This window comes from Dactylosporangium sp. NPDC000521, assembly GCF_042898305.1.
Lineage (GTDB): Bacteria > Actinomycetota > Actinomycetes > Mycobacteriales > Micromonosporaceae > Dactylosporangium.
Window position 1 is genome coordinate 33564 of the sequence record NZ_JBIAYW010000032.1, and the last position, 24399, is coordinate 57962.

The following is a 24399-nucleotide window of genomic DNA, read 5'->3' on the forward strand; positions in this document are numbered from 1 at the left end:
GATGCGCAGAACTGCCCTGGTGCTGTCCGTCACCGTGACCGCCGCCCTGGTCACGACCGGCGTACTCACCCACAACGCCCTCGCCTCCGCTGACGCCGCCGCGGTGCCACCGGCCGGCGTGACCCCCGCCGTCTTCAGCGCGATGCAACGCGACCTGCACCTCACCCCGGCGCAGGCCCGCGACCGGCTCACCCTCGACAGCCGCGCCGCGACCACCCAGCAGGTCCTCCGCACGACCCTCGGCGCCCGCTACGGCGGCACCTGGGTCACCGCCGACGGCAGGACCGTCGCCGTCGGCATCACCGACCCCGCTCAGCAGCAGAGCGTCCGCAACCTCGGCGCGACCCCGACCCTGGTCGGCCGCAGCGAGGCGCAGCTCGACGCGATCGTCGCCAAGCTCGACAAGCACTCCGCCGCCGCGCCGCGCAGCGTCAAGGGCTGGTACGCGGACCTGCCCACCAACACCGTCGTCGTCCTCGGGTCCGGCGCGCAGGGCTTCCTGGCGGCCGCCGGCGTCGACCAGGCCGCGGTCCGCGTCGAGGCGACCAGCGAGGACCCGAAGCCGTACATCGACGTGGTGGGCGGCAACGCGTACTACATCGGCAGCGGCACCAGGTGCTCGATCGGCTTCTCCGTGAACGGCGGCTTCGTCTCCGCCGGCCACTGCGGCACCACCGGGGCCCGCACCACCCAGCCGAGCGGCACGTTCCGCGGGTCGAGCTTCCCCGGCAACGACTACTCGTGGGTCCAGGTCGACGCCGGCAACACCCCGCGCGGCCTGGTGAACAACTACAGCGGCGGCACCGTCGCCGTCGCCGGGTCGACCGAGGCGGCCGTCGGCGCCTCCGTCTGCCGCTCCGGCTCCACCACCGGCTGGCACTGCGGCACGATCCAGCAGAAGAACGCGTCCGTCACGTACTCACAAGGCACCGTGACCGGGCTCGTGCGCACGAACGCCTGCGCCGAGCCGGGCGACTCCGGCGGCTCGTGGCTGTCCGGCACCCAGGCGCAGGGCGTGACCTCCGGCGGCTCGGGCAACTGCACCTCCGGCGGCACCATGTACTACCAGCCCGTCAACGAGATCCTCCAGGCGTACGGGCTGACCCTTGTGACCTCGGGTGGCGGCCCGGGTCCGACCGCGACGGCCACGACGAACCCGCCGCAGGGCGGGACGTGGGCGCCGAACACCGTGTACGCGACCGGCGCGACCGTCACCTACGGCGGCCGGTCCTACCGCTGCCTGCAGAGCCACACCTCGCAGGTCGGCTGGGAGCCACCGAACGTACCGGCGCTGTGGGCGTAGCGGTTTCGACTTAGTTCGCGGGTATGGGGAGGAGCGGGCCCGACAGCGTCGTCGGGCCCGCTCCGCGATGCTGCAGCCGGCTGCGTACCTCGGCCGCTTTGGGATGAGCGAGCACGTTCAAGGTGTTCAGTGAGCGGGTCCATGCCAGCCGCGCCTGGTCCCACCGGCCCGCGGCGGCCCAGGTGTCACCGAGCCGGATCGACGTGTCGGCCTCGTTGAACCGGTCGCCCTGCTCCGCGTACCGCAGCAGCGCGTCCTGATACCGCTCGATCGCCCCGTCATGGTCGCCGAGGCGGTGATGGATGTACCCGAGGCTGTCCAGCGTCGCCGCGACCCCGGCCGCGTCGCCGAGCGCCCGTTGCAGCTCCAACGCCTCCTCGCAGCACTCGAGGGCCACGTCGTGGTGGCCGAGCCGGGCGCGGTGCCAGCCCGCCGAGTTCAACGCCCGGGCCTGCCCGACCGGGTCGTCCGCCAGCCCGAACAGCTGCAGCGCCCGCTCGTCGTGCGCGACCGCCTCCGCGAACCGGTCCTGCGTCTCCAGCGACCAGGCCAGCGCGTGCTGGCACCGGGCCGCCCCAGCGTGGTCGGCCAGCTCGACGAACAGGTCGAACGCCACCCGCAGGTGCCGCCGCGCCTCCTCGTGCCGCCCGCTGCGGATGCACCCGCCGGACAGGCTGCGGTGCGCCAGCGCGAGCGCCGCCCGGTCACCGAGCCGCTCGGCGGCGCCGACCGCGGCCCGCTGCGTGGCGATCCAGTCGCCCCAGCGCCCGCTCCTGTCGAGGTGGTCTGCCATCGCCCAGGCGAGCCGCCACGCCTCCCGGTCCGCCCCGCACGCCACAGCCAGCTGCACGGTGCCGATGAGCGCCGTCCGCTCCTCCTCGAACCACGCCGCGGCCTCCCCTTCCGGCACCTTCCGCACGGTCGGCGCCGGCAGCCCCGAGGGGTCCCGCGAAGGATCGAGCGCCATGGCCGCGGCCGTGGCCGCCTCGACGTAGTGCGAGATCAGCCGCTTGCGCGCGGCGGCGCGCTCCGAGGCGGGGTCGGCGACGCGGGTGAGATCGGCGGCGTACGCACACAGCAGGTCATGCACGCCGAACCGCCCCGGCCGCCCCTCGATGACCAGCTGCGCCCGCACGAGCTCCGCCAGCAACGGCAGGACCGCCTCGCGCGACAGCCCGGCGATCGCCGCGGCGGCCGAGATCCCCAGCTGCGGGCTGGGGTGCAGCCCGCCCAGCCGGAAGAGCCGCTGCGCGTCCGGGCTGAGTCGCTGGTACGACCAGGAGAACACCGTCTCGACGTCGGCCTTCGGGTCGTCGGACCGCAGCGCGTCGAGCCGGCTGTGCGCCCCGGTCAGATCCGCGGCGATCGCGGCGAGACCGAAGTCCGGATGCAACGCCGCCCGCGCCGCGACGACCGACAGCGCCAGCGGCAGCCGCGCACACGCCGCGACGATCGAGTCGACCGCCTCCGGCTCCCGCTCCGCCCGCGCCGCGCCGATCCGCCCCGCGAGCAGCGCCCTGGCCTCGCCGACGTCGAGCAGCCCGAGCGTCACCGGATACGCGCCGTCGGCCGCCATCAGCTCCGTCAGGTCCGCCCTGCTCGTGACCAGCGCGAGCGCCGCCCCCGTGCCCGGCAGCAACGGCCGCACCTGCTCAGCCGTCGACACGTTGTCCAGCACGATCAGCATCTGCTTGTCGCGCAGCAGTTGCCGGTACCGCCGAGCCCGCGCCCCAGCGTCCGCGGGCACCTGCGCCGGCGGCACCCCCAGCAACCCCAGCGCGACACCGAGCGCGTCGAACGGGCTGACCGGGTCGCGACTGCTCGGCCCGAACCCACGCAGGTCCAGGAACAGCTGACCATCCGGAAACCTGCTCGTCACGCGGTGCGCCCAATGTACGGCGAGCGCCGTCTTCCCGACCCCCGCCGTCCCCGACACCACGATCGGCCGCCGGCGCCGCTCGAGCAGCCCGTCGAGGTGGGCGAGCTCCCCCGTCCTCCCGGCGAACATCACCAGATCCGCCGGCAACTGCCGCGGCGCCTCCTCGCCTCTGTGCACCCCCGCCGCCCGCAGCTCCTCCACCCTGTCCCGCGCCGACGCCAGCACCCGCTGCTCGTCCGGCGTGGCCCCGAGCAGCCTGGCCAGCTCGTCGAACCGATCCGTCGGCGGCAGCACCCGCCCGGCCAGATACTCCCCGACGATCCCGTGCGACCACCCGGTCCGCGCCGCGATCCGCCGGTACGTCAACTGCGGCTGCCCCGCCCGCCCCGACTCCCGCACCCGCAGCTCCCGCAGCACCCGAGCAAGCTCCCCGACGGTGCCGACCTTCGCCGCGTCCTCGTGCAACTCTTCCACTGCCGCCGATCCCTCACGTCCCGCCCACCCCCCGCGCCTGCCAGTGTCGCGCGCCCCCGCAACCCGGCGGACGCCCGCACCCGGCCCACCGTGCCCCACAGGTCGTGATCAAAGGACCGTTCTGGTCGTCGGGATGACCAGAACCGTCCTTCGATCAACAACCCACGCCCCGCGCGACCATGCCCGAGACCACCGGATCGCCCCCACAACGACAGCGACGAATGCCTGTCGGCCCCAGCGACGTGACAACCGAAGCCCTGACCCGACCGCGGCGGCCGACCTGTGACCGGACGCGGGCACCGGCTCGAACTCCTGGAAAGCCGCGATCGCCTTCTCCCCCCGGCTCGCGCGAGTGCCGGTTCAGCGCCTGCGCATGCGTGGGAGACCGCTCATTCCCGCGGCCGGGCGCGGGTGCTGGCTTGGATCCGCGGGCGTATGGGCGGCCGTCATCGGTTCGTCCGCGCGGCTGGGCGTGGGTGCTGGTTCAGTGCCCTGTGCCCGCGTGGGTGCGGCGATTGCCGGTCCCGGTGGCGATCGGATGACGCGACTCCCAGCCGCCACTGCAGCCCCGCCTCGGTCACGAGCGCTGGCTCAGCGCCTGTGCACGCGTGGGAGACCCCTCATACTCGCGGCCAGGGGCGGGTGCTGGCTCGAACCTGCGGGACGTGTGGGTGGCCGTCATCGGTTTGTCCGCGCGGCTGGTCGCGAGTGCTGGCTCAGCGCCTGTGCACGCGTGGGAGACCGCTCATTCCCGCGGCCCGGGTGCCGGTGCTGGCTCGAACCTGCGGGACGTGTGGGTGGCCGCCATCGGTTTTGTCCGCGCGGCTGGGCGTGGGTGCCGGTTCAGTGCCCGGCGCCAGTGCTGGCGCGGCGATTGCCCGTCCCGGTGGCGATCGGATGACGCGACTCCCAACCGCCACTGCAGCCCCGCCTCGGTCACGAGTGCTGGCTCAGCGCCTGCGCACGCGTGGGAGACCGCTCATACCCGCGGCCGGGCGCAGGATGCCGGATCGAGCTTGCGGGACGCGTGGCAGGCAGCGAACGCCCTGCCCCGCGCCTGGATGCGGTTGCCGGAGCCCCACCTGGGAAGCGCGGTCCGGTGACGGCCATCCAACCCCGGGCGGCGGGGTCACATCACCGCTTGATCCTTCGAACAGACCAACGCGCGAAGAAGAGATCATGCGATGACCGCACCCAAGAGCGCGGACGTCTGCCGGCCCCCGCGGGAGGAACTCGCCTCGGCGTCACCCGAACTGCTGGTGCGCGACGAGCACGCATCGACCGACGGCGAGCGTTCGATGGCGAAGACGCTCGCCGAAGCGTTGATGCCTGCGGAGGCGGACGGAGCTGGCGATGGCCTCGCCGCGGCGTTGGCCCAAGTCCTGCGTCTGCGGTCCAGCGGAGGCCTTCCTTTCTGCGACCGGACAAGGGCGGGCGGGTCTGTGGTGGAGGGAGCGAAGTCACTGGAGGCGGCGGATCTCGCGGGGGAGGCCACGCATCCAGGCGCGCAGCAGTGGGGTGACGGTGCGGACCAGAGGGCTGGCGGGGGCGTCGTCGATCGGGAAGGCGAGGGGGTCGGCGGCGAAGACGAAGGGGTCGATCAGCGGGGTGGGGCGGTGCCTGTCGTGGAGGTCGCTGCGCTGCAGGGCGTCCTCGACCAGGGCGCGGAAGGCGGCGGGTGGGACGTCCTCGCGGACGGCGCGGATCGCCTCGTGGAGGTGGCGGCGGACGCCGAGCTGCTGCTCGTGCGCGGGGGAGCCGACGCCGACGAGGAACGTGAGGTAGGTGCGGGTGAGGCGGCCGTCCTCGCGGTCGAGATAGCACTCGACGGAGCGGGTCCAGCCGGCGCGGGCGACCGAGAAACCGAGGCCGACAGTGGTGCCGTCGGCGGCGACGAGGCGGTGGCAGCCGCCCGCGCGCTGGGGGCCGGCGAGCTCGGGGGACCAGACGGGGCGGTGGGCGCCGGCGGCGACCATGCGCTCGACCGCGGCGGCGGACGCGGCGGCGACCCGGCCGCCGGCGACGCTGCCGAGGCCGAGGACGACGGCTGGAGCCATGGGGGTGGTGGCGCACTCGAAGCTGGGGATGACGTCGGAGAGCAGGACGGCCTCGAGGGTGCTGCCGGCCGTGACGTGGGCCATCGGGTCGCCGATGGTGAGAGCGGCCATCGACACGAACGCGGCGCCCGCGAACTCGGCGTCGGTCGGGTCGTCGTCGGGGACCAAGGCGGCCGGCCCGCCGAGGATGCGCCGCAGGAGGGGGTCGACGTCACCCACGACCGCGGCGAAGAGGCCCGGCGGGCCGGCCGCGGTCGAAGGAGCGCGCCGGTGCGGCGTGCGGCGGTGGACAGACTGCTGGCGGTGCCTGCGCTTGTGGCTACGACCACGACTCCCCGGACCCATGCCTGCAGTCTGCACCCACCCCCCGACAAAAAATCGCCGCACACACCGTCAATCCCCGTGCCGACCTGCGGAAAACAAAATCAGCGCGGCCAGGTCCGCCGGGCGGCTGAGCATCGGCCAGTGGCCGGTCGGCAGCCCGTGGACCCGGTAGTCGCCGCGGTCCAGGCCGGCGAAGAAGGGGTGGTTGCCGTCGATCATCTGGTGGACATCGGCGACGGCGAACGTCGAGCAGATCAGGTCGGTCGGCGGCTGCGCCGCGGACGAGAGCCGCAGCGGCGACAACGCGCTGGCCAGCGGGTGTGGGACGGCACGGGTGAACTGCTCGGGATGGAGACCGGCGAACTGCACCGGGTCGTCAGCGGGGTCGAACGACGGCGGCGGGATGAACACGCCGTCCGGAGAAGCCGGCGGGGACATGTCAGCCTGCGCGACGCCATCCGGCAGAGGGCCGCTGTCCACATAGACAACCCGTGAGACAGCCACGCGGTCCGCCGCGCCGCGGACGGGCAGCCCGCCGTAGCTGTGCCCCACCAGTACCACCTCCGCAGCATCCGCGACGGCGGCGGTGACCTGCGAGATGTGGTCGTCCAGGGTGGCGCCCGCGCGAAGGTCGAGGCTCAGCGCGGTCACGTCGTGGCCGGCGGAGCGCAGCGGCGCGGCGACCGCGTCCCAGGCCCACCCGCCGAGCCACATGCCGGGGACAAGGATGAAGTGCGTCATGCCACGACCGTAGGACGAAATCCGGGCAGATCCCGCCCTGATAAAAAGAAGAACACGACCTGATAAGGAAGACCACGCCTGACAAGGCAGAGGGAACATGTCCACGAGCAACGTGCTCGCGATGCTGGAGCTGCTCCAGACGCAGCCCGGCCTGACCGGCCCCGAGCTGGCCCGCCGGCTGGAGGTCGACGGTCGCACCGTGCGCCGGTACGTCACCATCCTCGCCGACCTCGGCGTTCCGGTGCAGGCGGAGCGCGGGCGGCACGGCGGCTACCGGCTGCTGCCCGGGTACAAGCTGCCGCCGCTGATGCTGACCGACGACGAGGCGGTGTCGGTGGTGTTCGGCCTGCTCACCGCCGCCCGGCAGGGTGTGGAGGCGCCGGCGGCGCTGGCGAAGATCGAGCGGGTCCTGCCGGCCAGGCTGCGCGAGCGGGTGCAGGCGGTCCGCGAGACGCTCGGCTTCACCACCGCGCACGCTGGCAAGAGAGCCCCGGTCGAGCAGCTGCTCGCGCTCGGCGAGGCGACCCGCGCGCACCGGCGGGTCCGGGTGGCGTACCGGTCGTGGCGCGAGGAGGAGACCGAGCGCGACTTCGACCCGTATGGCGTCGTCGTCCACAACGGACGGTGGTACACCGCCGGGCACGACCACCGCAGCGGCGAGGTCCGCACGCTCCGGCTGGACCGGATCCGGTCGATCACGAGCCTGCAGGTGTACTTCCAGCCGCCGCCCGACTTCGACGCCGTGGCGCATGTGCTGCGAGGACTGGCGGCGGTGCCGTTCCGGCATGAGGTGGAGGTGGTGCTACGCGCGGAGCTCGCCGACGCCGCGAGCCGGATCCCGCCGGCGGCCGGGACGCTCGCCGTGCATCCGGACGGCGTCCTGCTGAGCTGCCGCGCCGAGCGTCTCGACGGGATGGCGCGGATGCTGGCCGGCCTCGGCTGGGACTTCACGGTCAGGCGCCCGGAGGCGCTGCGCGACGAGGTGACCGCCCTGGCCGCCCGCCTCGACGAGAGCGCCCGGCGCCGTAGCTGACAGGAGAGACGTCAGTCCCGCGACAGGGCAGTGCTGAGCACCACGGACGCCACCAGCGAGCCGATCATCAGCCAGACCAGCCGCCACGTCCACTTGTGACCGAAGTTGAGCGTCCACCCGACGCCCTGCCGCTTCGGCACGAACAGCGCGGGGTCGTCCGGGTTGACGTAGAAGACGCCGCGCCACGCGCGTGGGTCGGCGCTCATCCCGCGCATGTCGCCGCCGTCGCGCCGCTTCGGTGCCGGGACCGCGACGATCGCAAGGGCGAGGACGGCGACCATGAACGTGATCGCGAGAATCTCGGCCAGGGCTGCGTGGTTCACCATTCGAGCGTGCCACCGGTTGTCACGGTTCTTCAAGTGCAACGCGTCAGAAGGTATGACCGCTGTACATCGTTGCCGGCCAATGCGGCGGCCCGGGCGAACGCCTCCCGCGCCTCGCCGGCGCGGCCGAGCCGGTGCAGCAGGTCGCCCCGCACGGTGTGAAACACGTGGTAACGCGGCAGGTCCAGGGCCTCGACCAGCGCCAGCGCCGCCTCCGGGCCGGTCACCTCGGCGACGGCGACCGCACGGTTGAGCGCCACGACCGGTGTGGGCGACAGGTGCAGCAGCTGGTCGTACAGGCGCAACACCTGCAGCCAGTCGGTGCTGGGCCCGTCGGTGTGGACGGCGTTGATCGCGGCCTGCAGCTGGTAGACACCCGGCCGGTCGAGCTCCAGGCACCGTCTGACCAGCCTGTGGCCTTCAGCGATGAGGCCGGCGTCCCACTGGCTACGGTCCTGGTCGCGCAGCAGGACGAGCTCCCCGTCCGGTCCGGTGCGCGCGGGTCGCCGCGCCTCGATGAGCAGCATCAACGCGAGCAGCCCGGTGACCTCGGGCTCCTCCGGCAGCAGCTCGTGCAGCAGGCGGCCGAGCCGGATCGCCTCCGCGCACAGGTCGTCGCGGACCAGCCGTTCGCCGGAGCCGGCGGTGTACCCCTCGTTGAAGATCAGGTAGATGACGGCGAGGACCGGCGGCAGCCGCGCGGGGAGCTCGTCGTCCGGCGGCACCCGGTAGGGGATGCCGGCGTCGCGGATCTTCTGTTTCGCCCGCACGATGCGTTGTGCGATGGTCGCCTCCGGTACGAGCAGCGCCTGCGCGACCTCCACTGTGGACAGTCCGCCGAGCAGCCGGAGGGCCAGCGGCACCTGGGTGCCCATCGACAGTGCCGGATGGCAGCAGGTGAAGATCAGCCGGAGCAGGTCGGGCCCGTCGTCCTCCGGAGGACCGTGCAGCAGCGCCGCCTCCTGGTGCTTCTCGGAGCGCTTGGCCTCCCGGCGCAGCCGGTCGATCGCCCGGTTGCGGGCGGCGGTGATGATCCAGCCGGCCGGGCTCGGCGGCGGTCCTTCCGCGGCCCAGTGGGTCACGGCCGCGGCGAACGCCTCCTGCACGGCCTCCTCGGCGAGGTCGATGTCGCCGAGCAGCCGGACCAGCACGGCCACGGCGCGGCCGTACTGCTCCCGGAAGACCCGCTCCACAGAGGTCAACGGAAGGGCCGGACCTCGATCGGCAGCCGCGAGGCGCGCATCAACTTGTCCGCCCACGCCAGGGCGGCCTCGCGGTCCTCGACGGCGACGACGCAGAAGCCGCCGAGATGCTCCTTGCCCTCGGCGAACGGGCCGTCGCTGACGAGGTCCGGCCGCAGCACGGTCGCCGTCGAGGGCGGCAGGAGGCCGCCGGAGAACACCCACACGCCGGCCTCGCGCACCTCCCGGTCGAACGCGGACACGTCCGCGTCGATCACCGCCATCTCCGCCGGCGACGGAGGCTCGCCCTCGCTGGGTTCGATCACGCTGAGCAGGTACTGCCGCATGGTCACCTTTCTACCCGAGCGCCCACGTATTCTTTTCTGCGGCATCTTCACGGAAGGGGTTACGGGTGAGCAGCGAAACGCTGGAGTTTCAGGCCGAGACGCGGCAGCTCCTGCAATTGATGGTCCACTCGATCTACTCGAACAAGGACATCTTCCTGCGGGAATTGATCTCCAATGCATCGGATGCTCTGGACAAGCTCCGTCTCGAGTCGCTGATCGACAAGGATCTGGAGGCCGACACCTCCGACCTGCACATCTCTCTCGAGGTCTCGGCCGAGGACCGCACGCTGACCGTCCGGGACAACGGGATCGGCATGTCCCGCGACGACGTCGTCCAGCTGATCGGCACGATCGCGAAGTCGGGCACGGCCGAGATGCTGCGCAAGATGCGCGAGTCGAAGGACGCGGCCGCGAAGCAGGAGCTGATCGGGCAGTTCGGCGTCGGGTTCTATTCGACGTTCATGGTCGCCGACAAGGTCACGCTGGTGACCCGGCGGGCCGGCGAGACGGGCGGCACCCGATGGGAGTCCGCCGGCGAGGGCACGTACGAGATCGAGGCCGTCGACGACGCGCCGCAGGGCACCTCGGTGACGCTGCACCTCAAGCCCGAGGACCCCGACGACCAGCTGCACGACTACGCCGCGGACTGGAAGATCCGCGAGATCGTCAAGCGCTACTCGGACTTCATCGCCTGGCCCATTCGCCTCGGCGACTCCGACACGCCGCTGAACTCGATGAAGGCCCTCTGGGCGCGCCCGCGCAGCGAGGTCAGCGACGAGGAGTACCACGAGTTCTACAAGCACGTCTCGCACGACTGGACCGACCCGCTCGAGACGATCCACATGAAGGCGGAGGGGGCGTTCGAGTACGAGGCCCTGCTCTTCATCCCGTCACGGGCGCCGTTCGACCTGTTCAGCCGCGACGGCAAGCGCGGTGTCCAGCTGTACGTGAAGCGCGTCTTCATCATGGACGACTGCGAGGCGCTGACTCCGCAGTACCTGCGCTTCGTCAAGGGCGTCGTCGACGCGCACGACCTGTCGCTCAACATCTCCCGTGAGATCCTGCAGCAGGACCGGCAGATCCAGGTGGTGCGGCGGCGGCTCGTCAAGAAGGTGCTGTCGACGCTGTCCGAGCTGCGGGAGAACGCCGCGGAGAAGTACGGCACCTTCTGGAAGGAGTTCGGCCGGGCGCTCAAGGAGGGCCTGATCGACGACGCCGACAACCGTGACGCCCTGCTCGACCTGCTCCTGCTGCCGTCGACCGCCGGCAGCGAGCTGACCTCCCTGCGCGACTACGTGTCGCGGATGAAGGAGGACCAGAAGGACATCTACTACATGACCGGCGAGTCGCGGGCCATGGTCGAGCACTCGCCGCACATGGAGGCGTTCCTCGCCAAGGGCTACGAGGTGCTGATCCTCACCGACCCCGTCGACGAGGTGTGGGTCGAGCGGATCACCGAGTTCGACGGCAAGCCGCTGCAGTCGATCGCCAAGGGGCAGGTCGACCTCGGCGCCACGGAGACGCCGGCCGAGCAGCAGGAGGAGTTTGCGCCGCTGCTCAAGTACCTCGGCGAGAAGCTCCAGGAGGACGTGAAGGACGTCCGGCTGTCCTCGCGGCTCACCACGTCGGCGGCCTGCATCGTCGGCGACGAGCACGACATCACGCCGACGCTGGAGAAGATGTACCGCGCGATGGGGCAGGAGCTGCCGCGCACCAAGCGGATCCTGGAGCTGAACCCGACGCATCCGCTGGTCACGGGGCTGCGGTCGGCGTTCTCGGCCGCACCAGACGACGAAGGTCTCGTGGAGACGGCGGAGCTGCTGTACGGGGTGGCGCTGCTCGCCGAGGGCGGGGAACTCGCCGATCCGGCGCGCTTCACCCGGCTCGTCGCGGACCGTCTGGCGCGCTCGCTGTGACGGCCCTTCTGTCGGAAGACGGACTGCGGGCGGCCGAGCGTCGCCTGCAGGCCGCGCAGCTTGCCAGCGACGTGGCGGTGCTGGACGAGGTGCTCGACGATCGCCTGGTCTTCACCGGCCCCGACGGGCTGCTGTACGGCAAGGGCGACGACCTCCACCTGCACCGCTCCGGCGAGCAGCAGGTCACGAGGGTCGAGGAGGAGGACCTGATCGTCCTGGTGCACGACCGGACCGGGGTGACCTGCTTCCTGGGGCAGCTCGCCGGCACGTTCAAGGGCACCTCGTTCGCGGCGCGGATGCGGTACACGCGGACCTGGGCCTTCGCCGACGAAACCGGATGGCGGTTGGTGGCCGCGCACGCCAGCATGCTCTGACATGAGGACCGTCTCCCTTGTGCTCGTCTCGTCCGGCGGCGACGTGCTCGGTGCGTTGCCGCCGTTCGAGGTCGAGATCCCGTGGTGGTCGGAGGTCGCCTCGGTGGTCTCCGCCGCCCGTGCGCGGTTCGGGGTGACGGTCACCGTGCTGCGGCTGCTCTCCACGTCGCTGCCGTCGCAGCCCGGCGGGTCGGTCACGTATCTCGCGTCCGTGCCTGCCGCGCCCGCGGGCGTGCTGCCGTTCTCCGGCCTGTTGTCGTCGCATCCGTTGCGGGCGCCGTATGCGGAGGTGGGCGGGCCCGCCCGGTCGATCGGGTGGGCCTCATCGCATATTTCCGAAATTTCGGACACGGTGCAGGTGAAGACCTGGAACCTGTCGTCGCTGTGGCGGCTGGAGACCGGCGGCGGCACCGTGTGGCTGAAGGAGCTGCCGCCGTTCCTGCGCGGTGAGACGGCCGTGCTGCGCTGGCTCAACGCGGTGGCGCCCGGTGCCGCGCCGGCCCTGCTCGCCGCCGACGACGAGGGCCGCCAGCTCCTGTCCCACCTGGACGGCGAGGACCGCTTCGGCGCGCCCGAGGCCGACCGGCTCCCGATGGTCGACCTGCTGCACGACCTCCAGCTGCGGTTCCTGCGGGACCAGCCGGTGCTGCCCGGCATCCTCGACCGCCGGGGCGGGCTGCTCCTGGAGCAGGTCACCGCGGCCGCCACCCCCTGGCTCGACCGGATCGACGGGCTCGATGCGGTCCTGGACGCGCTGCCCGCGCGGCTGGCGGCCGTGGCCGCGTGCGGCGTGCCGGAGACGCTCGTCCACGGTGACTTCCACCCCGGCAATGTGCGTTCTGCGGCTCATGTACCGCCGGCGGTGCTGGACTGGGGCGACGCCTACCTCGGGCATCCGGGGTTCGACATCCTCCGGCTGTGCGACGGTCTCGAGTCGTCCGCGGCGCTGCTGTCGCGGTGGTCCTCGCTGTGGCAGGCCGCGGTGCCCGGCTGCGACCCGTCACGGGCGGTGACGCTGCTGCGGCCCGTGGCCCCGCTGCTCGGCGCCGTCATCTACGCCAACTTCCTCGCGAACATCGAGCCAGATGAATGGCCTTACCATGCTGAGGACGTCCCGAGCTGCCTGAAGGCCGCCGTCGGAAAATTTGTCGTACCGATGCTGTAGAACTACCGGCGTCAAGGATCGTCCGACGCTGGAGGTCGATGGCCTGTGGACGTTGAGCGGCGCTCGGTAGCGCCCATCATCCCGCCGGTGAAGCCCCGCAAGCTGGCCAAGGTGCCGTTCGTCGAGCTGGCCGACGGGCGGTTGCAGGGAGTCGTGTCGAGCGGCTCCGACGTGGAGCGGGTCTATGTCTCCTCGATCGGGGCCGGCAGCCACGGCCTGAGCTGCAGCACCAACAACAACCGCCCCTGCGGCGGGCTGCGCGGGTCCTATCCGTGCAAGCACCTGCAGGCGCTGCTCGACGAGGCGGTGCTGCAGTATGGCGCCGACCGGGTCGCCCGCTATCTGCGCATCGATGCCGAGCCGGGCGCGAGCCTCGCCGGCGCGCTGCGTGCGCACCACGAGCCGTCGCCTGCGGCGACCGTGTTCAGCAGCTTCCTGCGCCACCTGGCCTATCTGGAGCTGCCCGACACGACGCTGCCCCTGCCCGAGCTGCACTGGTTCCCGTCGGTCGGGGCGGCCCGATGACGCTGTCTTCGTATTGTCTCGCGTCCGGTCGGGTGGCCCGCTGATGCTTGAGACCCAGCTCGGCGGGCTGCTCGCCGACCCCGCCCCGGGCGTGCCCGAGGCCCTCGACCTGGCCGGCTCCATCGACCACGCGCTCGCCGACGGGCTCGCCAGGGTGTCCCCGACTGTGTTCGCGGGCCTCGCCGACGCGTTCGCCGGCAGCCCGCTGCGCGACAGGGTCGCCGAGGCCGCCGACAAGATCGCCGCCGGGTCGATCTCCGACGAGCACCTGCTCGCCCTGGCCGGCGCCAGATCGGCGCTGTTCGGCGCCGTCCACGACGCGCTGCTCGCGCAGGCCGACGCGGCGCTCGGCCGCACCCGGCTGCAGTGGCCCGCCCGCGCCGGCGACGACGAGACCAGGGCCGCCGGCAACCTGCTCGCGGGCAGCCGCTCCTGGCTGCGGGAGCTCGCCATCACCGGCTGGCGCGGCGTCGACCACGACCTGGTCACCACCGCGGGCCAGATCATCGCGGCGACCCTCGCCGAGCCGCGGCTGCGCCGCCTCGCGACGCTGCTCGACGGGCTCGCCGCGGAGCTGCGCGCGTGCAGCCCGATCGCCACCATGGACCGGCTGCCGCTGCGGCGATGGAGCGACCTGTGGAGCCGCGCGATGCTCCTGGCCCAGGACGGCGGGCGGGTCACCGCGTCCGAGCCGGTCAGCGGCCGCCTCCTGCTGCTCGGCGCCGACGTGCACGAGCACGCGACCGCCGTGCAGGTCCAGGTGCACGGCATCCTCGAGACCCCCGGCGCCGCCCCGCGCCTCGTGCGCACCAGCGTCGCCGCCCCGAAGGTCGACACGATCGTCGGGCCGGCCGTGTGGCGGCTGTTCTCGGCGCACCCGGTGCTGCTCGGCGCGCTCGCGGAGCGGCTGACCCTCGACGTCACCGACCTGCCGCTGCTCGACAGCGGCGACCTGGTGTGGAGCGACGCGCGGGCCAAGGCCGGCCCGCCCGCGGACCCGTTCGCCACCGCCCGGGTGCTGCTGCCCGGCGCGGTCGCACCGGCGGTGCCGCCGCTGGAGCGCCACCCCGCCCGCATCGGCGAGCCCGTGCTCGTCGAGGGCTATGCGGCCGACGGCAGCGCGTTCACGCTCGGAGACCAGACGATCGCCGTCGACACGACGCGGCTGCCGTCGTGCGGGCCGCTGACCCCGCAGCTCGTCGCCGCCTCGCAGGCCTGCATCGGCCTGCTGCGCTGGGACGGCGATGGTTGGTCCCTGCAGCCGGTCGCGGTCCTCACCACGGTCAAGCGCCAGCCCGTGGCGACCCACACCACCGACTGGGCCCTCGGACCCACCGACCCGAAGGTAGTCAAGGCGGCCGCCGCGGCCGGCGACGCGGTCGCCGTCCTGCGCGAGCGGGCCGGAAGGTTGCTGCGCCGATGAGCGACGAAAACCGTCGCCAGGTCCTCTACTGGCGGATGCTGTCCCGGGTCTTCCAGACCGACGAGCAGCAGGCACTGGAGGCGGCGAGCGTCGCCATCGTCGAGGACATCGGCCTCCCTCCGGCGCTGCTCGACCCCGCCGTCTCCGTCGACAACCTGGTCCAGCGCCACCCCGAGCTGGCAGGCGCTTTCGACGGCCTGATGACCCCAGCCGACCCCGCCCAGCCGCCGACCACCGCCCCGGCCGCTGCCGTGAGCACTGCGCCGGGTTCGCCCTCGGGCGCTTCGGCGGCTGCCGGTCCGGGCGCTGCGCCGGATTCGCCCTCGGGCGCTTCGGCGGGCGCTGCACCAGGAGCGTCGTCGGGCACCCCGGCGGCCACTGCGCCGGAAGCCTCGGCGGGCGACGGGGAGGGCGCTTCGGGGGGCACTGCACCAAAGGCGTTGCCGGGCACGTTGCCGGCCGTCCCGGTGGGCACGGCGCCGGGTGGCTTGGCAGGCACGTTGCCGGCCGTCCCGGCGGGGACGGCGCCGGGTGGCTTGGCAGGCACGTTGCCGGCCGTCCCGGCGGGGACGGCGCCGGGTGGCTTGGCAGGCACATCGCCGGTCGCCCCGGCGGGGACGGCGCCGGGTGCCTCGCCGAGTGTGGCGGGCGCGGCGGCGGGTGGTTCGGCGGGGGACGAGGTGCGGCGGGCGGCGCTGGTGTCCAAGCTGTTGATCAACGTGTTCGCGACCGGCAGCGGCAGCGTGAGCGCCGGGCAGCTGGCCAACTGGCAGGCCGACGCCGGGTGGTTCGAGCGGGCGCTCGGCATGAACCCCGGCGAGCTGCGCGGAAGGCCCAATGCCGGCGGGCTCGCGGGCGTGCTCGGCGGGCTCGAAGGCGACCTGGTCAAGCGGATGCACCTGCGGGAGGTCCTGGCCAACCCGGCGCTCGCCAAGCAGCTGACGCCGAGCATGTCGCTCATCGAGCAGCTGCTGCGCGACAAGAGCAACCTGTCCGGCGTCGCCCTCGCCAACGCGAAGGCGCTGATCCGCAGGTTCGTCGACGAGGTCGCCGAGGTGCTGCGCACGCAGGTGCAGCAGAGCAGCGCCGGCGTGATCGACCGGTCGGTGCCGCCGAAGCGGGTCTATCGCAACCTCGACCTCGAGCGCACCATCTGGAAGAACCTGACCAACTGGAGCCCCGACGACGAGCGCCTCTACGTCGACCGCCTCTTCTACCGGCAGACCGCGAAGCGCACCACTCCGGCGAGGCTCATCGTCGTGGTCGACCAGTCCGGTTCGATGGTCGACTCGATGGTCAACTGCACCATCCTCGCGTCGATCTTCGCGGGGCTGCCGAAGGTCGACGTGCACCTGATCGCCTATGACACCCGAGCGCTGGACCTGACGCCGTGGGTGCACGACCCGTTCGAGGTGCTGCTGCGCACGCGGCTCGGCGGCGGCAACGACGGGCCGGTCGCGATGGCGATGGCCCGTCCGAAGATCGCGGACCCGAGCAACACGGTGATGGTCTGGATCTCCGACTTCTACGAGTTCGACCGGTCGCAGCCGCTGCTGGAAGGCATCCAGGCGGTGCACCGCTCCGGCGTCAGGTTCATCCCGATCGGCTCCGTCAGCAGCGGCGGTCAGCAGAGCGTCAACCCGTGGTTCCGGCAGCGCTTCAAGGACATGGGCACGCCCGTGATCTCCGGCCACATCCGCAAGCTCATCACCGAACTCAAGAACTTCCTCGCATAGGAGACCCGACATGACCGACATGCTCCGCGCCCCCGCCGAGGTCAAGTATGCCGAAGAGCTCGACTGGCTCGAGTCGATCGACGACGGGCCGAAGCCGTTCTCGTGGCGGCTGAGCCCCAAGATGGTCCGCCTGTTCGTGCTCGGCTCGGAGCGCGCGGACGGCCTCGACCGTGAGGTGTCGCAGAAGTGGTTCGGCGACCGCAGCTTCGTCGAGCGCAGCATCGTGACGCTCGCGTCCGACCGCGGCCTGCTGCTCATCGGCGACCCCGGCACCGGCAAGAGCTGGCTCGCCGAGCTCCTCGCGGCGGCCATCTCCCGCAACTCGACGCTCGTCGTGCAGGGCACCGCCGGCACGACCGAGGACCACATCAAGTACTCGTGGAACGTCTCGATGGTCATCGCCAAGGGCCAGTCCCGGGCGTCGATGATCCCGTCACCGATCATGACGGCGATGGAGCGGGGCGTCATCGGCCGGTTCGAGGAGCTGACCCGCTCCACCAGCGACGTGCAGGACGCGCTGATCTCGATCCTGTCCGAGAAGTACGTGTCGATCCCCGAGCTCGACGACGACAACATCGTGTTCGCGCAGCCCGGCTTCTCGATCATCGCGACCGCGAACAGCCGGGACCGCGGGGTCAACGACCTGTCGTCCGCCCTGAAGCGCCGGTTCAACTTCGTGCGCATCCCCGTCGTGACCAACAAGCGCAGCGAGGCGGAGATCGTCCGGTTCCGCACCACCGAGCTGCTGCGCCGGCACCAGATCGAGCTCGACGTGCCGCCCAACCTGCTCGACATCCTGCTGCAGAGCTTCGCCGACCTTCGGACCGCGGCGGCGTCGGCGACGAGCGACGACGAGAAGCTCGAGTCGGCGCTGTCGACCGCCGAGCAGATCGGCGTGCTGGAGGACGCGATCCTGCACAGCACGTTCTTCGGCGACCGGACCCTGCGGGCGCAGACCCTCGCCGGTTCGCTCGTCGGGTCGCTCGCCCGCCGCAGCCCCGAGGACCTCGCGATCCTCAACAAGTACTGGCACGGCGTCGTCGAGCCGCGCAGCAAGCAGGACGGCGGGGACTGGCCGGCCTTCCTCGAAGGCGGCCGCGAGGCGATCGCCACCTTGTCATGAGTGAGCCGTTCGGGGCCTTGCGGCAGCAGCTCGTCGAGGCGGCGACCGCGTTCGCCGGCTCGCCCGGCGCCGTGCCCGAGATCCTCTCCGGGATCGTGGACGACGTCGACCGGGCGCTGCGCGAGGAGCTGGAGATCTTCCCGGTCTGCCACCACTCGCCGGCGTCCGCCCTCGCCATGGTCCGCAGGCTGCGCGAGAAGCAGCCGAAGGTGATCTACCTGGAGCTGTGCGAGGACCTGGCACCGCTGCTGTCGGAGCTGCGCAACTGCCGGCTGCCAGTGGCGCTGCAGGCGTTCGCCTCGGAGCTGGACACGTTCCCCAAGGACTGGGGGCCGCTCAGCGTCATCGCGCCGATCACGGAGGCGTCGGCCGAGTACCAGGCGATCGCGTACGCGCTGGACACTCCCGGCGTCGAGCTGGTGCTGGTCGACCGCTCCACCGACCATGTCTTCCAGTGGCAGCCGCGTACCTCCGGCGCGTCCGGCGAAGGCGCCCCCGCCGACGCCGAGCCGTCCGGCGCTGGGTCGGCCGGCGCTGGGTCGGCCGGCGCTGGGTCGGCCGGCGTCGCGCCGTCCGAGGCCGACGCGTCGGACGCCGAGGACGCCGGCGCGCTGCACGGCGACGCGGTCGGCATCGAGATCGGCGACCTGCGGCCGCGCTTCGCCGAGCTGGAGACGCACCTGCTGCACCACGGCAAGGTGCGGCACTGGTCGGAGTGGTGGGACCAGTACGTCGAGCAGCCGCTCGTGGACGCAGACTACGCCACGTACCGGCAGGTGATGGTGCTGATCGGCAGCCTCTTCCGGCGGCTGGCGCCCAGCGACACCGAGCGGGTCACCGTCGACGAGGACCGCGAGCGCTACATGTGGACCCGCATGCGCGAGCATCTCGCCACGTCCGGCGTCGACCGGGCCGACTGCCTGTACGTGTGCGGTGCCTTCCATGCCGCCAGCCGGGTCGAGCAGTTCGGCACCGGGCCGGAGGCGGCACCGTTCGAGATCACCCCGCGCACCGCGACGAAGTGGCTGTACGGGCTGATCCCGTCCAGCCACTCGGCGATCGAAGGCCAGTTCGGGCTCGCCTCCGGCTCGGTGTCGATCGCGGCGGCGACCTGGGCCAAGGCGGTCAGCCGGTCGAAGCTCACCACGTTTCAGCTGGAGGGGCAGCGCGGCAGCCGGAAGCGGGCCGCCCGCCCCGCCGCCGCGCCGGTCGAGGCGGCTCCCGTCGCCGACCAGCTGACCCAGTTCCTGGCCAGCCCGCCCGACCTGCACGGGTTCGACGAGGAGGAGCTGCTCGGCTGGTCCGTCGACATCGTCCGGCTGGCGCGGCGCAACGGGTACCTCGCCAGCACCGCCGACGCGATCGCCGTCTTCGAGACGTCGATCCTGCTCGCCGGCATGCGCAACCGGGCCCGGCCCACGCCGTACGACTTCCAGGACGCGGCCGTCACCTGCATCGAGAAGGACGTGGTCCCGGGCCGGCGCGACGTGCGGCGGCTCTGCGAGATCCTGCTCGGCGGCGACCGCATCGGCCAGGTCGGCTACGAGGCCCTGCCGCCGCTGGCTCGCGACGTCTACGACCGGCTCGCCCCGATCGGCCTCGACCTGCGCAAGAACACGGTGCAGCGGGCCCTGCTCGACCTCAACGGGCAGCCCGAGCTGGTTCCCTGCTCGCACCTGCTGTGGATGCTGCGGTACCTGCTGCCCGACGGCGCCGTCCGGCCGATCATGGGCTCGCGGCGGCTCGGCGAGCGGTCGGTGCAGGAGAGCTGGGACCTCTCGATCGGCAAGCACCAGCGGTACATCATCGAACTCGGCTACGAGGGCGTCACCGTCGAGCAGGTCGTGGAGCGCCGGCTCCGCCGGTCCGTGTACGCGCCCGACGCGACTGCGGCCGTCGCCCTGCGCGCCGTCGAGGACTCGATCCTGTTCCTCGGCAGCCGCAGGTTCACCGACGAGCTCGGCGCGCGGGCCGTCGAGCTGCTTTCCGCCGAGCGCACCGTCGACGACGCTCCCGACGTCCTGCGCCGCATCCGCCGGCTGCTCGCGCACTACCGCTCGACCGAGCCGGAGCTGCCGTCGTGGTGCGCGTCGTTCGTCACCGCCGGCTACGCGCACTACTGCACGCTCCTGCCGACCGCCTTCGTCGACGACGAGACGGGGGTCCGGCAGGTCGGCGCGATGCTCGGGTTCCTCTTCACCATGGAGGGCCTGGCGCTGTCGCTCGGCTGCGACCGGGCCCAGCTGGAGCTCGCCGTCAGGCAGTCCCACCCCGAGTCGCCGGCGAAGGTCGCGCTGCTCTGGGCCGCGCAGCACCAGCTCGGCCTGCTGCCCCTGGCCGACCTGCGGGCCCGCTGTGCCGACCTGCTGGGCAACCCGCTCGTGGTGCCGACGTTCCCGCAGTACCTGAGCGGGTTCGTCCAGGCGCTGGAGCCGGTGCCGAAGCTGGCCGCGTTCGTGGTCGAGGTGATGTCGGACGCGTTCGCCCACCTGCCCGACCCGGTCCTGCTGCCGTGGCTCCCGACGCTCATCACAACACTGCGCGACCAGGCGGGCGAGCTCGTGCCCGTCCTGATCCGCGAGGCCGGCCGTACGTTCCCCGGCACCCTGCCCGCCGTCGACACCTGGGTCCCACCGTGGACCGCCGCCGCGCCCGTCCCGGGTGCCGCGGCGCACGGCGGCGGCGGTGGCCTCGCCGGAGCCGGAGCCGGAGCTGGAGCTGGAGACGGGTTCGGGCCCGGGTCGGAGCGATGGGACGCGGCCGTGCCGGTCATGCGGCTGCTCGCCGGGCACCCTTCCACCTCCGACGGGGTCGCCGATCTGCTCGGGGTGCCGGGTGACGCCCCCGGCTGGTCGGACCTCGAACAGCTCGCGACGTCCGCCGTCCCGGGGTGTACGTCCGGCGCGGGCCCGGCGGCTCAGGGGTCGTCCGCCGTGCAGGCGCTGCTCGCCGATCACCCCGCGACGGGGGAAGCACTGGAGGCGCTCTTGGCGGTGGGGTGACAGCGAAGCCGGCCGGTCGGGGCTGTGCGACCTCGAGGCAGCGGTGGGCGGAGGCGAGACGGCCTGCGCTGGCGTCGGCTGGCGTCGGCTCGCGGTCGGTCGGTCGGTGACGGGACCTCGAGATCGCGGGCGGTGAGGCCGCCTGCGGTGGGGTGACAGCGAAGCCGGCCGGTCGGGGTGACGGGAGTTCGAGGCAACGGGCGGTGAGGCGGCCTGCGGTGAGGTCGCCCGCGGTCGGTCGGTGATGGGACCTCGAGATCGCGGGCGGTGAGATCGCCTGCGGTGGGGTGACAGCGAAGCCGGCCGGTCGGGGTGACGGGAGTTCGAGGCAGCGGGCGGTAAGGCGGCCTGTGGCGAGCCGGGGTCAGGCGACCTCGAGGTAGCGGCGGGCGGCGGTGAGGCGGCCGGCGGCGAGGTCGGCTTCGGGGAGCCAGAAGGAGACGTTGACGACCTCGCCCCAGGCGGTGCCCGGCTCGGCCTCCAGTTGGAGGAGCGGGCGCAGGCCCGGCAGGTGCAGGAACGCGTCCCGCTGCCAGCCGAGCACCTGGTGGCGGGGCGGCCTGCCGGCGGTGTCCTCGGCGCGTTCGCGGGCGGTCATCGCGGCGACCGGGTCAAGGGCGAAGACGTGGGCGAGGGCGGGCGCGTCGTACGGCGGGACGGACCCCACCCGGTCCGCCGCCAGGCACAGCGCCGGGACGACCCAGGTGCCTGGCGGCGCGGGGCGCGGGGGCAGCCCGGCCGGGACGTGCAGGACCCGGCAGCCGTCGTCGTGGGCGTCGGCGAACCGGTCCGCGGCGGACCCGTCCCTGAGGAGCAGCCGCGGGTCCTCGAGCCGGTCGGCGGTGGAGGGCTCCTCGCGGGCCGACGGCCGTGGGTCCCCGAACCGGCCGGCAGCCGAGGAGTCCCCGAACCGGCCAGTGGCGGAGGAGTCCTCGAACCGGTCGGCAGCGGAGGAGTCGCCGAACCGGTCGGCGGTGGTGGAGGGCTCGCCGAACCGGTCGGCGGTTGTGGAGAGGGCCCCCAACTGGCCGGGGGTGGAAGGGGCGCCGAACCGGCCGGTGGCCGAGGAGTGCTGGTAGGGGAGCTGCTGCGGGCCGGTGGTGAAGGGCTCCTCGTGGAAGAAGAGCAGCTCGCCCGTGCGGGGGAGGGTCCAGGTCTCGGAGAGCAGGGCCGCGAGGTCGGCGCAGTCGAGGCGGGCGAGCAGGACCATGGGGGTGCCGGCGTACGTGGGCCAGTCGGTCCCGTCGGGCAGGCCGGGCAGGCCGCCGTAGCGGTGGGATCGGGTCGCGGCGGCTGCTGGGATCACCGTGAGGGCAGCCGCCGGCTCGATCAGGGACTCGAACAGGTGCATGCGGAGAACCTCAGCGGACGGGGACGTGCGAAGCGGACAAGCGCGGCAACGGCGTAGCGCCGGAGAGCGGAACTCGCATCGGGACTTTAGCGTGGATGCATGGATTCCACGGCGATCATCATCGGCGGTGTCGCCTGTTTCGGGGTGGCGATCGCGCTGATCGTCGTCGTGGCGGTGGTGTCGGCGCGGCGGGAGCGGGAGCGGGTCGAGGCGCTACGGGTGTGGGCGAAGCGGCACGGCTGGCAGGTCGTGGCGAGGCCGCAGGTCGACTGGGGCCGGCGGATGCCGGGGAGGAACCGGCGGGGCGTGTCGCTGGCGCTGTTCGGGACGGTGGGCGGGCGCCCGGTCAGCATCGCCGACTACTCGTACACGACCTCGTCGACCTCGACGGATGCCAACGGGACGACGCAGACCACGACGACCACGCACCATCACGTCGCGGTGGTGGTGCGGCTGCGGATGCCGCGGCCGACGGTAGCCGTGCACAAGCGGGGCGGCGGGTCGAAGCTGTGGCGGACGCTGTTCGGGGACAAGGTGACGGCGATCGGGTACGAGGCGTTCGACAGCGCGTACCGGGTGAACGCCAGCGACCCGAGCCTGGTCAGGGCGGTGATCGGCGGCCAGCTCGTGGCGGAGCACGTCGCCGGGCGGCTGCCGGACTGGAGCGTCGAGGGCAACGAGCTGCTGACGTTCTTCCAGGGGCGGATCGGCGCGCCCGACGACATCCCCGGGCAGGTCGCGCCGCTGCTGAGGGTCGCGGACCTGATCGAGGCCCACGCAAGGACCTGAGAGGTCCGGCAAACCTAGAGAGCGTCGTAGCGGGCCTGCGCGGCGGAGATCCCCGGCATCTCGGCCTCCACGAGGTCGATCAGCTCCATGAGCTTCGTCGCGATCCGGCGGCCGGTGTCGGTGAGGCTGTACTCGACCCGGGGCGGGATCGTGCTCTGCACCGTGCGCAGGACCAGGCCGTCGCGCTCGAGGGCGTGGAGGGTCTGCGACAGCATCTTCTCGCTCACGCCGTCGACGCGGCGGCGCAGTTCATTGAACCGGTGCGTGCCGTCCAGCAGCGCCGCCATCGACAGGATGCCCCAGCGGCCGGCGACCGTGTCCATGACGGGTCGCGACGTGCAGTTCCTGGCGAAGACGTCGAAGACCAGCCCCTCGTACGACATGAGACAACGGTAACCCAAGGTTTGCACTTTCTAGAAGTTAGTGCTTACTGTGAGAGAGTAACCAGGACGAGGGAGTTCTCATGACCATCACCGTCACCGGCGCCACCGGCCACCTGGGCCGCCTGGTCGTCGAAGGGCTCGAGCGGCAGGGCGCCGACGTGGTCGCCGCGGTCCGCGACACGACCAAGGCGCGCGGCAACGCCAGGAAGGCCGACTACGACCAGCCGGAGACGCTCGTGCCGGCGTTCGAGGGCGCCGACCGGCTGCTGTTCATCTCCGCCAGCGACGCCGGGAGGCGGCTCGAGCAGCACCGGGCCATCGTCGACGCCGCAGTGAAGGGCGGTGTGGGCCACATCGTCTACACGAGCATCACCAGGGCCGACACGTCGGTGAACCCGCTCGCGCCCGACCACAAGGCCACCGAGGAGCTCATCGTCGCGTCGGGGCTGCCGTACACCTTCCTGCGCAACAACTGGTACTTCGAGAACTACACGGCCGGCCTGGCCACCGCGCTGCAGCACGGCGTGATCCTCGGCGCCGCGGGCGAGGGCCGGGTCGCCGCCGCCACCCGCGAGGACTTCGCCGCCGGTGCCGTCGCGGTGCTCACCGGCGAGGGGCACGAGGGGAAGATCTACGAGACCGGCGGCGACGCCACCATGTCGCTCGCCGAGCTCGCCGCCGAGGTCACCGCGCAGTCCGGCACCAAGGTCGCGTACCAGGACCTGCCGGCCGACGACTACGCGCAGGCGCTGATCGGGTTCGGGCTGCCGGAGGGGTTCGCGCGGCTGCTCGCCGCGGCCGACACGTCGATCGCCGCCGGTAGCCTCGACGTGGTCAGCGCGGACCTGTCGACGCTCATCGGCCGCCCCACCACGACCCTCGCCGACGCGGTGGCGGCGGCGCTGAAAGATCTGAAGAGCTAGGGAACGCGTCGGCGCCCCCGTGCGTGT

The 24399-nt window shown here is 72.5% G+C and carries 19 protein-coding genes and 1 pseudogene; 12 read left to right on the top strand and 8 right to left on the bottom strand.

Going from position 1 to position 24399, the window contains the following annotated elements:
- Position 1: 1 nt before the first annotated feature.
- The gene (locus tag ACFY3L_RS49645) at positions 2-1303 is read left to right on the top strand and encodes a carbohydrate-binding protein (RefSeq protein ID WP_389341242.1); all 1302 of its coding nucleotides are present in this window, start codon (positions 2-4) and stop codon (positions 1301-1303) included.
- Positions 1304-1313: 10 nt separating this feature from the next.
- Here ACFY3L_RS49645 and ACFY3L_RS49650 read toward each other — a convergent pair whose 3' ends face one another.
- The 3 genes from ACFY3L_RS49650 to ACFY3L_RS49660 form a co-directional block, all read right to left on the bottom strand.
- Complete coding sequence (locus ACFY3L_RS49650) at positions 1314-3656, bottom strand: ATP-binding protein (protein ID WP_389341245.1); 2343 nt, start codon at positions 3654-3656, stop codon at positions 1314-1316.
- Between the two features lie 1460 nt (positions 3657-5116).
- Positions 5117-5932 carry a hypothetical protein gene (locus tag ACFY3L_RS49655; protein WP_389341248.1) on the bottom strand — a complete coding sequence of 272 codons (816 nt, stop codon included), beginning with the start codon at positions 5930-5932 and terminating at the stop codon, positions 5117-5119.
- Between the two features lie 174 nt (positions 5933-6106).
- Positions 6107-6778 carry an alpha/beta hydrolase gene (locus ACFY3L_RS49660; protein ID WP_389341251.1) on the bottom strand — a complete coding sequence of 224 codons (672 nt, stop codon included), beginning with the start codon at positions 6776-6778 and terminating at the stop codon, positions 6107-6109.
- Between the two features lie 97 nt (positions 6779-6875).
- Here ACFY3L_RS49660 and ACFY3L_RS49665 point away from each other — a divergent pair, with 97 nt between their 5' ends.
- Positions 6876-7811 (top strand): helix-turn-helix transcriptional regulator, encoded by a 936-nt coding sequence (locus tag ACFY3L_RS49665; protein WP_389341254.1) that lies wholly within the window; start codon positions 6876-6878, stop codon positions 7809-7811.
- Positions 7812-7822: 11 nt separating this feature from the next.
- Here the strand turns inward: ACFY3L_RS49665 and ACFY3L_RS49670 are convergent, their stop codons facing one another.
- From ACFY3L_RS49670 to ACFY3L_RS49680, 3 genes are read right to left on the bottom strand one after another with little or no spacing between them, the layout of a single operon-like run.
- The gene (locus ACFY3L_RS49670; RefSeq protein WP_389341257.1) at positions 7823-8134 is read right to left on the bottom strand and encodes a DUF5808 domain-containing protein; all 312 of its coding nucleotides are present in this window, start codon (positions 8132-8134) and stop codon (positions 7823-7825) included.
- 32 nt (positions 8135-8166) lie between these two features.
- On the bottom strand, positions 8167-9336 hold the full coding sequence (locus ACFY3L_RS49675) for an RNA polymerase sigma factor (protein ID WP_389341260.1): 1170 nt from the start codon (positions 9334-9336) through the stop codon (positions 8167-8169).
- The gene (locus ACFY3L_RS49680) at positions 9333-9662 is read right to left on the bottom strand and encodes a YciI family protein (RefSeq protein WP_389341263.1); all 330 of its coding nucleotides are present in this window, start codon (positions 9660-9662) and stop codon (positions 9333-9335) included. Before ACFY3L_RS49680 ends, ACFY3L_RS49675 begins: the two co-directional genes overlap by 4 nt.
- A gap of 65 nt (positions 9663-9727) precedes the next feature.
- Here ACFY3L_RS49680 and htpG point away from each other — a divergent pair, with 65 nt between their 5' ends.
- The 8 genes and pseudogenes from htpG to ACFY3L_RS49720 all read left to right on the top strand — a co-directional run bounded on the left by htpG (position 9728) and on the right by ACFY3L_RS49720 (position 20926).
- A complete protein-coding gene (htpG, locus tag ACFY3L_RS49685) occupies positions 9728-11578 on the top strand; it encodes a molecular chaperone HtpG (protein ID WP_389341266.1) in 1851 nt (616 codons plus the stop codon).
- On the top strand, positions 11575-11952 hold the full coding sequence (locus tag ACFY3L_RS49690) for a nuclear transport factor 2 family protein (protein ID WP_389341269.1): 378 nt from the start codon (positions 11575-11577) through the stop codon (positions 11950-11952). Before htpG ends, ACFY3L_RS49690 begins: the two co-directional genes overlap by 4 nt.
- 1 nt (position 11953) lies before the next feature.
- On the top strand, positions 11954-13117 hold the full coding sequence (locus tag ACFY3L_RS49695; protein WP_389341272.1) for a phosphotransferase family protein: 1164 nt from the start codon (positions 11954-11956) through the stop codon (positions 13115-13117).
- 78 nt (positions 13118-13195) lie between these two features.
- Positions 13196-13642 (top strand): hypothetical protein, encoded by a 447-nt coding sequence (locus tag ACFY3L_RS49700; protein ID WP_389341394.1) that lies wholly within the window; start codon positions 13196-13198, stop codon positions 13640-13642.
- Between the two features lie 43 nt (positions 13643-13685).
- Positions 13686-15065, top strand: coding sequence for a hypothetical protein (locus tag ACFY3L_RS49705; protein WP_389341275.1), 1380 nt, complete (start codon positions 13686-13688; stop codon positions 15063-15065).
- 677 nt (positions 15066-15742) lie between these two features.
- Positions 15743-16801 (top strand): annotated as a pseudogene (locus ACFY3L_RS49710) (VWA domain-containing protein); the annotation flags it as partial.
- Positions 16802-16811: 10 nt separating this feature from the next.
- On the top strand, positions 16812-17924 hold the full coding sequence (locus tag ACFY3L_RS49715; RefSeq protein ID WP_389341278.1) for an AAA family ATPase: 1113 nt from the start codon (positions 16812-16814) through the stop codon (positions 17922-17924).
- Positions 17921-20926 carry a DUF5682 family protein gene (locus tag ACFY3L_RS49720; RefSeq protein WP_389341281.1) on the top strand — a complete coding sequence of 1002 codons (3006 nt, stop codon included), beginning with the start codon at positions 17921-17923 and terminating at the stop codon, positions 20924-20926. The genes ACFY3L_RS49715 and ACFY3L_RS49720 overlap by 4 nt, the downstream gene beginning before the upstream one ends.
- 364 nt (positions 20927-21290) lie before the next feature.
- On the opposite strand, the gene ACFY3L_RS49725 is transcribed toward ACFY3L_RS49720, so the two are convergent.
- Entirely contained in the window at positions 21291-22277 is a 987-nt protein-coding gene (locus ACFY3L_RS49725) for a DUF1963 domain-containing protein (protein ID WP_389341284.1), read from the bottom strand.
- A 99-nt stretch (positions 22278-22376) separates the two neighbouring features.
- On the opposite strand from ACFY3L_RS49725, the gene ACFY3L_RS49730 reads away from it, so the two are divergent.
- Complete coding sequence (locus ACFY3L_RS49730; protein WP_389341286.1) at positions 22377-23066, top strand: hypothetical protein; 690 nt, start codon at positions 22377-22379, stop codon at positions 23064-23066.
- Between the two features lie 14 nt (positions 23067-23080).
- Here ACFY3L_RS49730 and ACFY3L_RS49735 read toward each other — a convergent pair whose 3' ends face one another.
- On the bottom strand, positions 23081-23449 hold the full coding sequence (locus ACFY3L_RS49735) for a winged helix-turn-helix transcriptional regulator (protein ID WP_389341289.1): 369 nt from the start codon (positions 23447-23449) through the stop codon (positions 23081-23083).
- 80 nt (positions 23450-23529) lie between these two features.
- Between ACFY3L_RS49735 and ACFY3L_RS49740 the strand changes: the two genes are divergently transcribed.
- Positions 23530-24372, top strand: coding sequence for an SDR family oxidoreductase (locus tag ACFY3L_RS49740; protein WP_389341292.1), 843 nt, complete (start codon positions 23530-23532; stop codon positions 24370-24372).
- Positions 24373-24399: the final 27 nt, after the last annotated feature.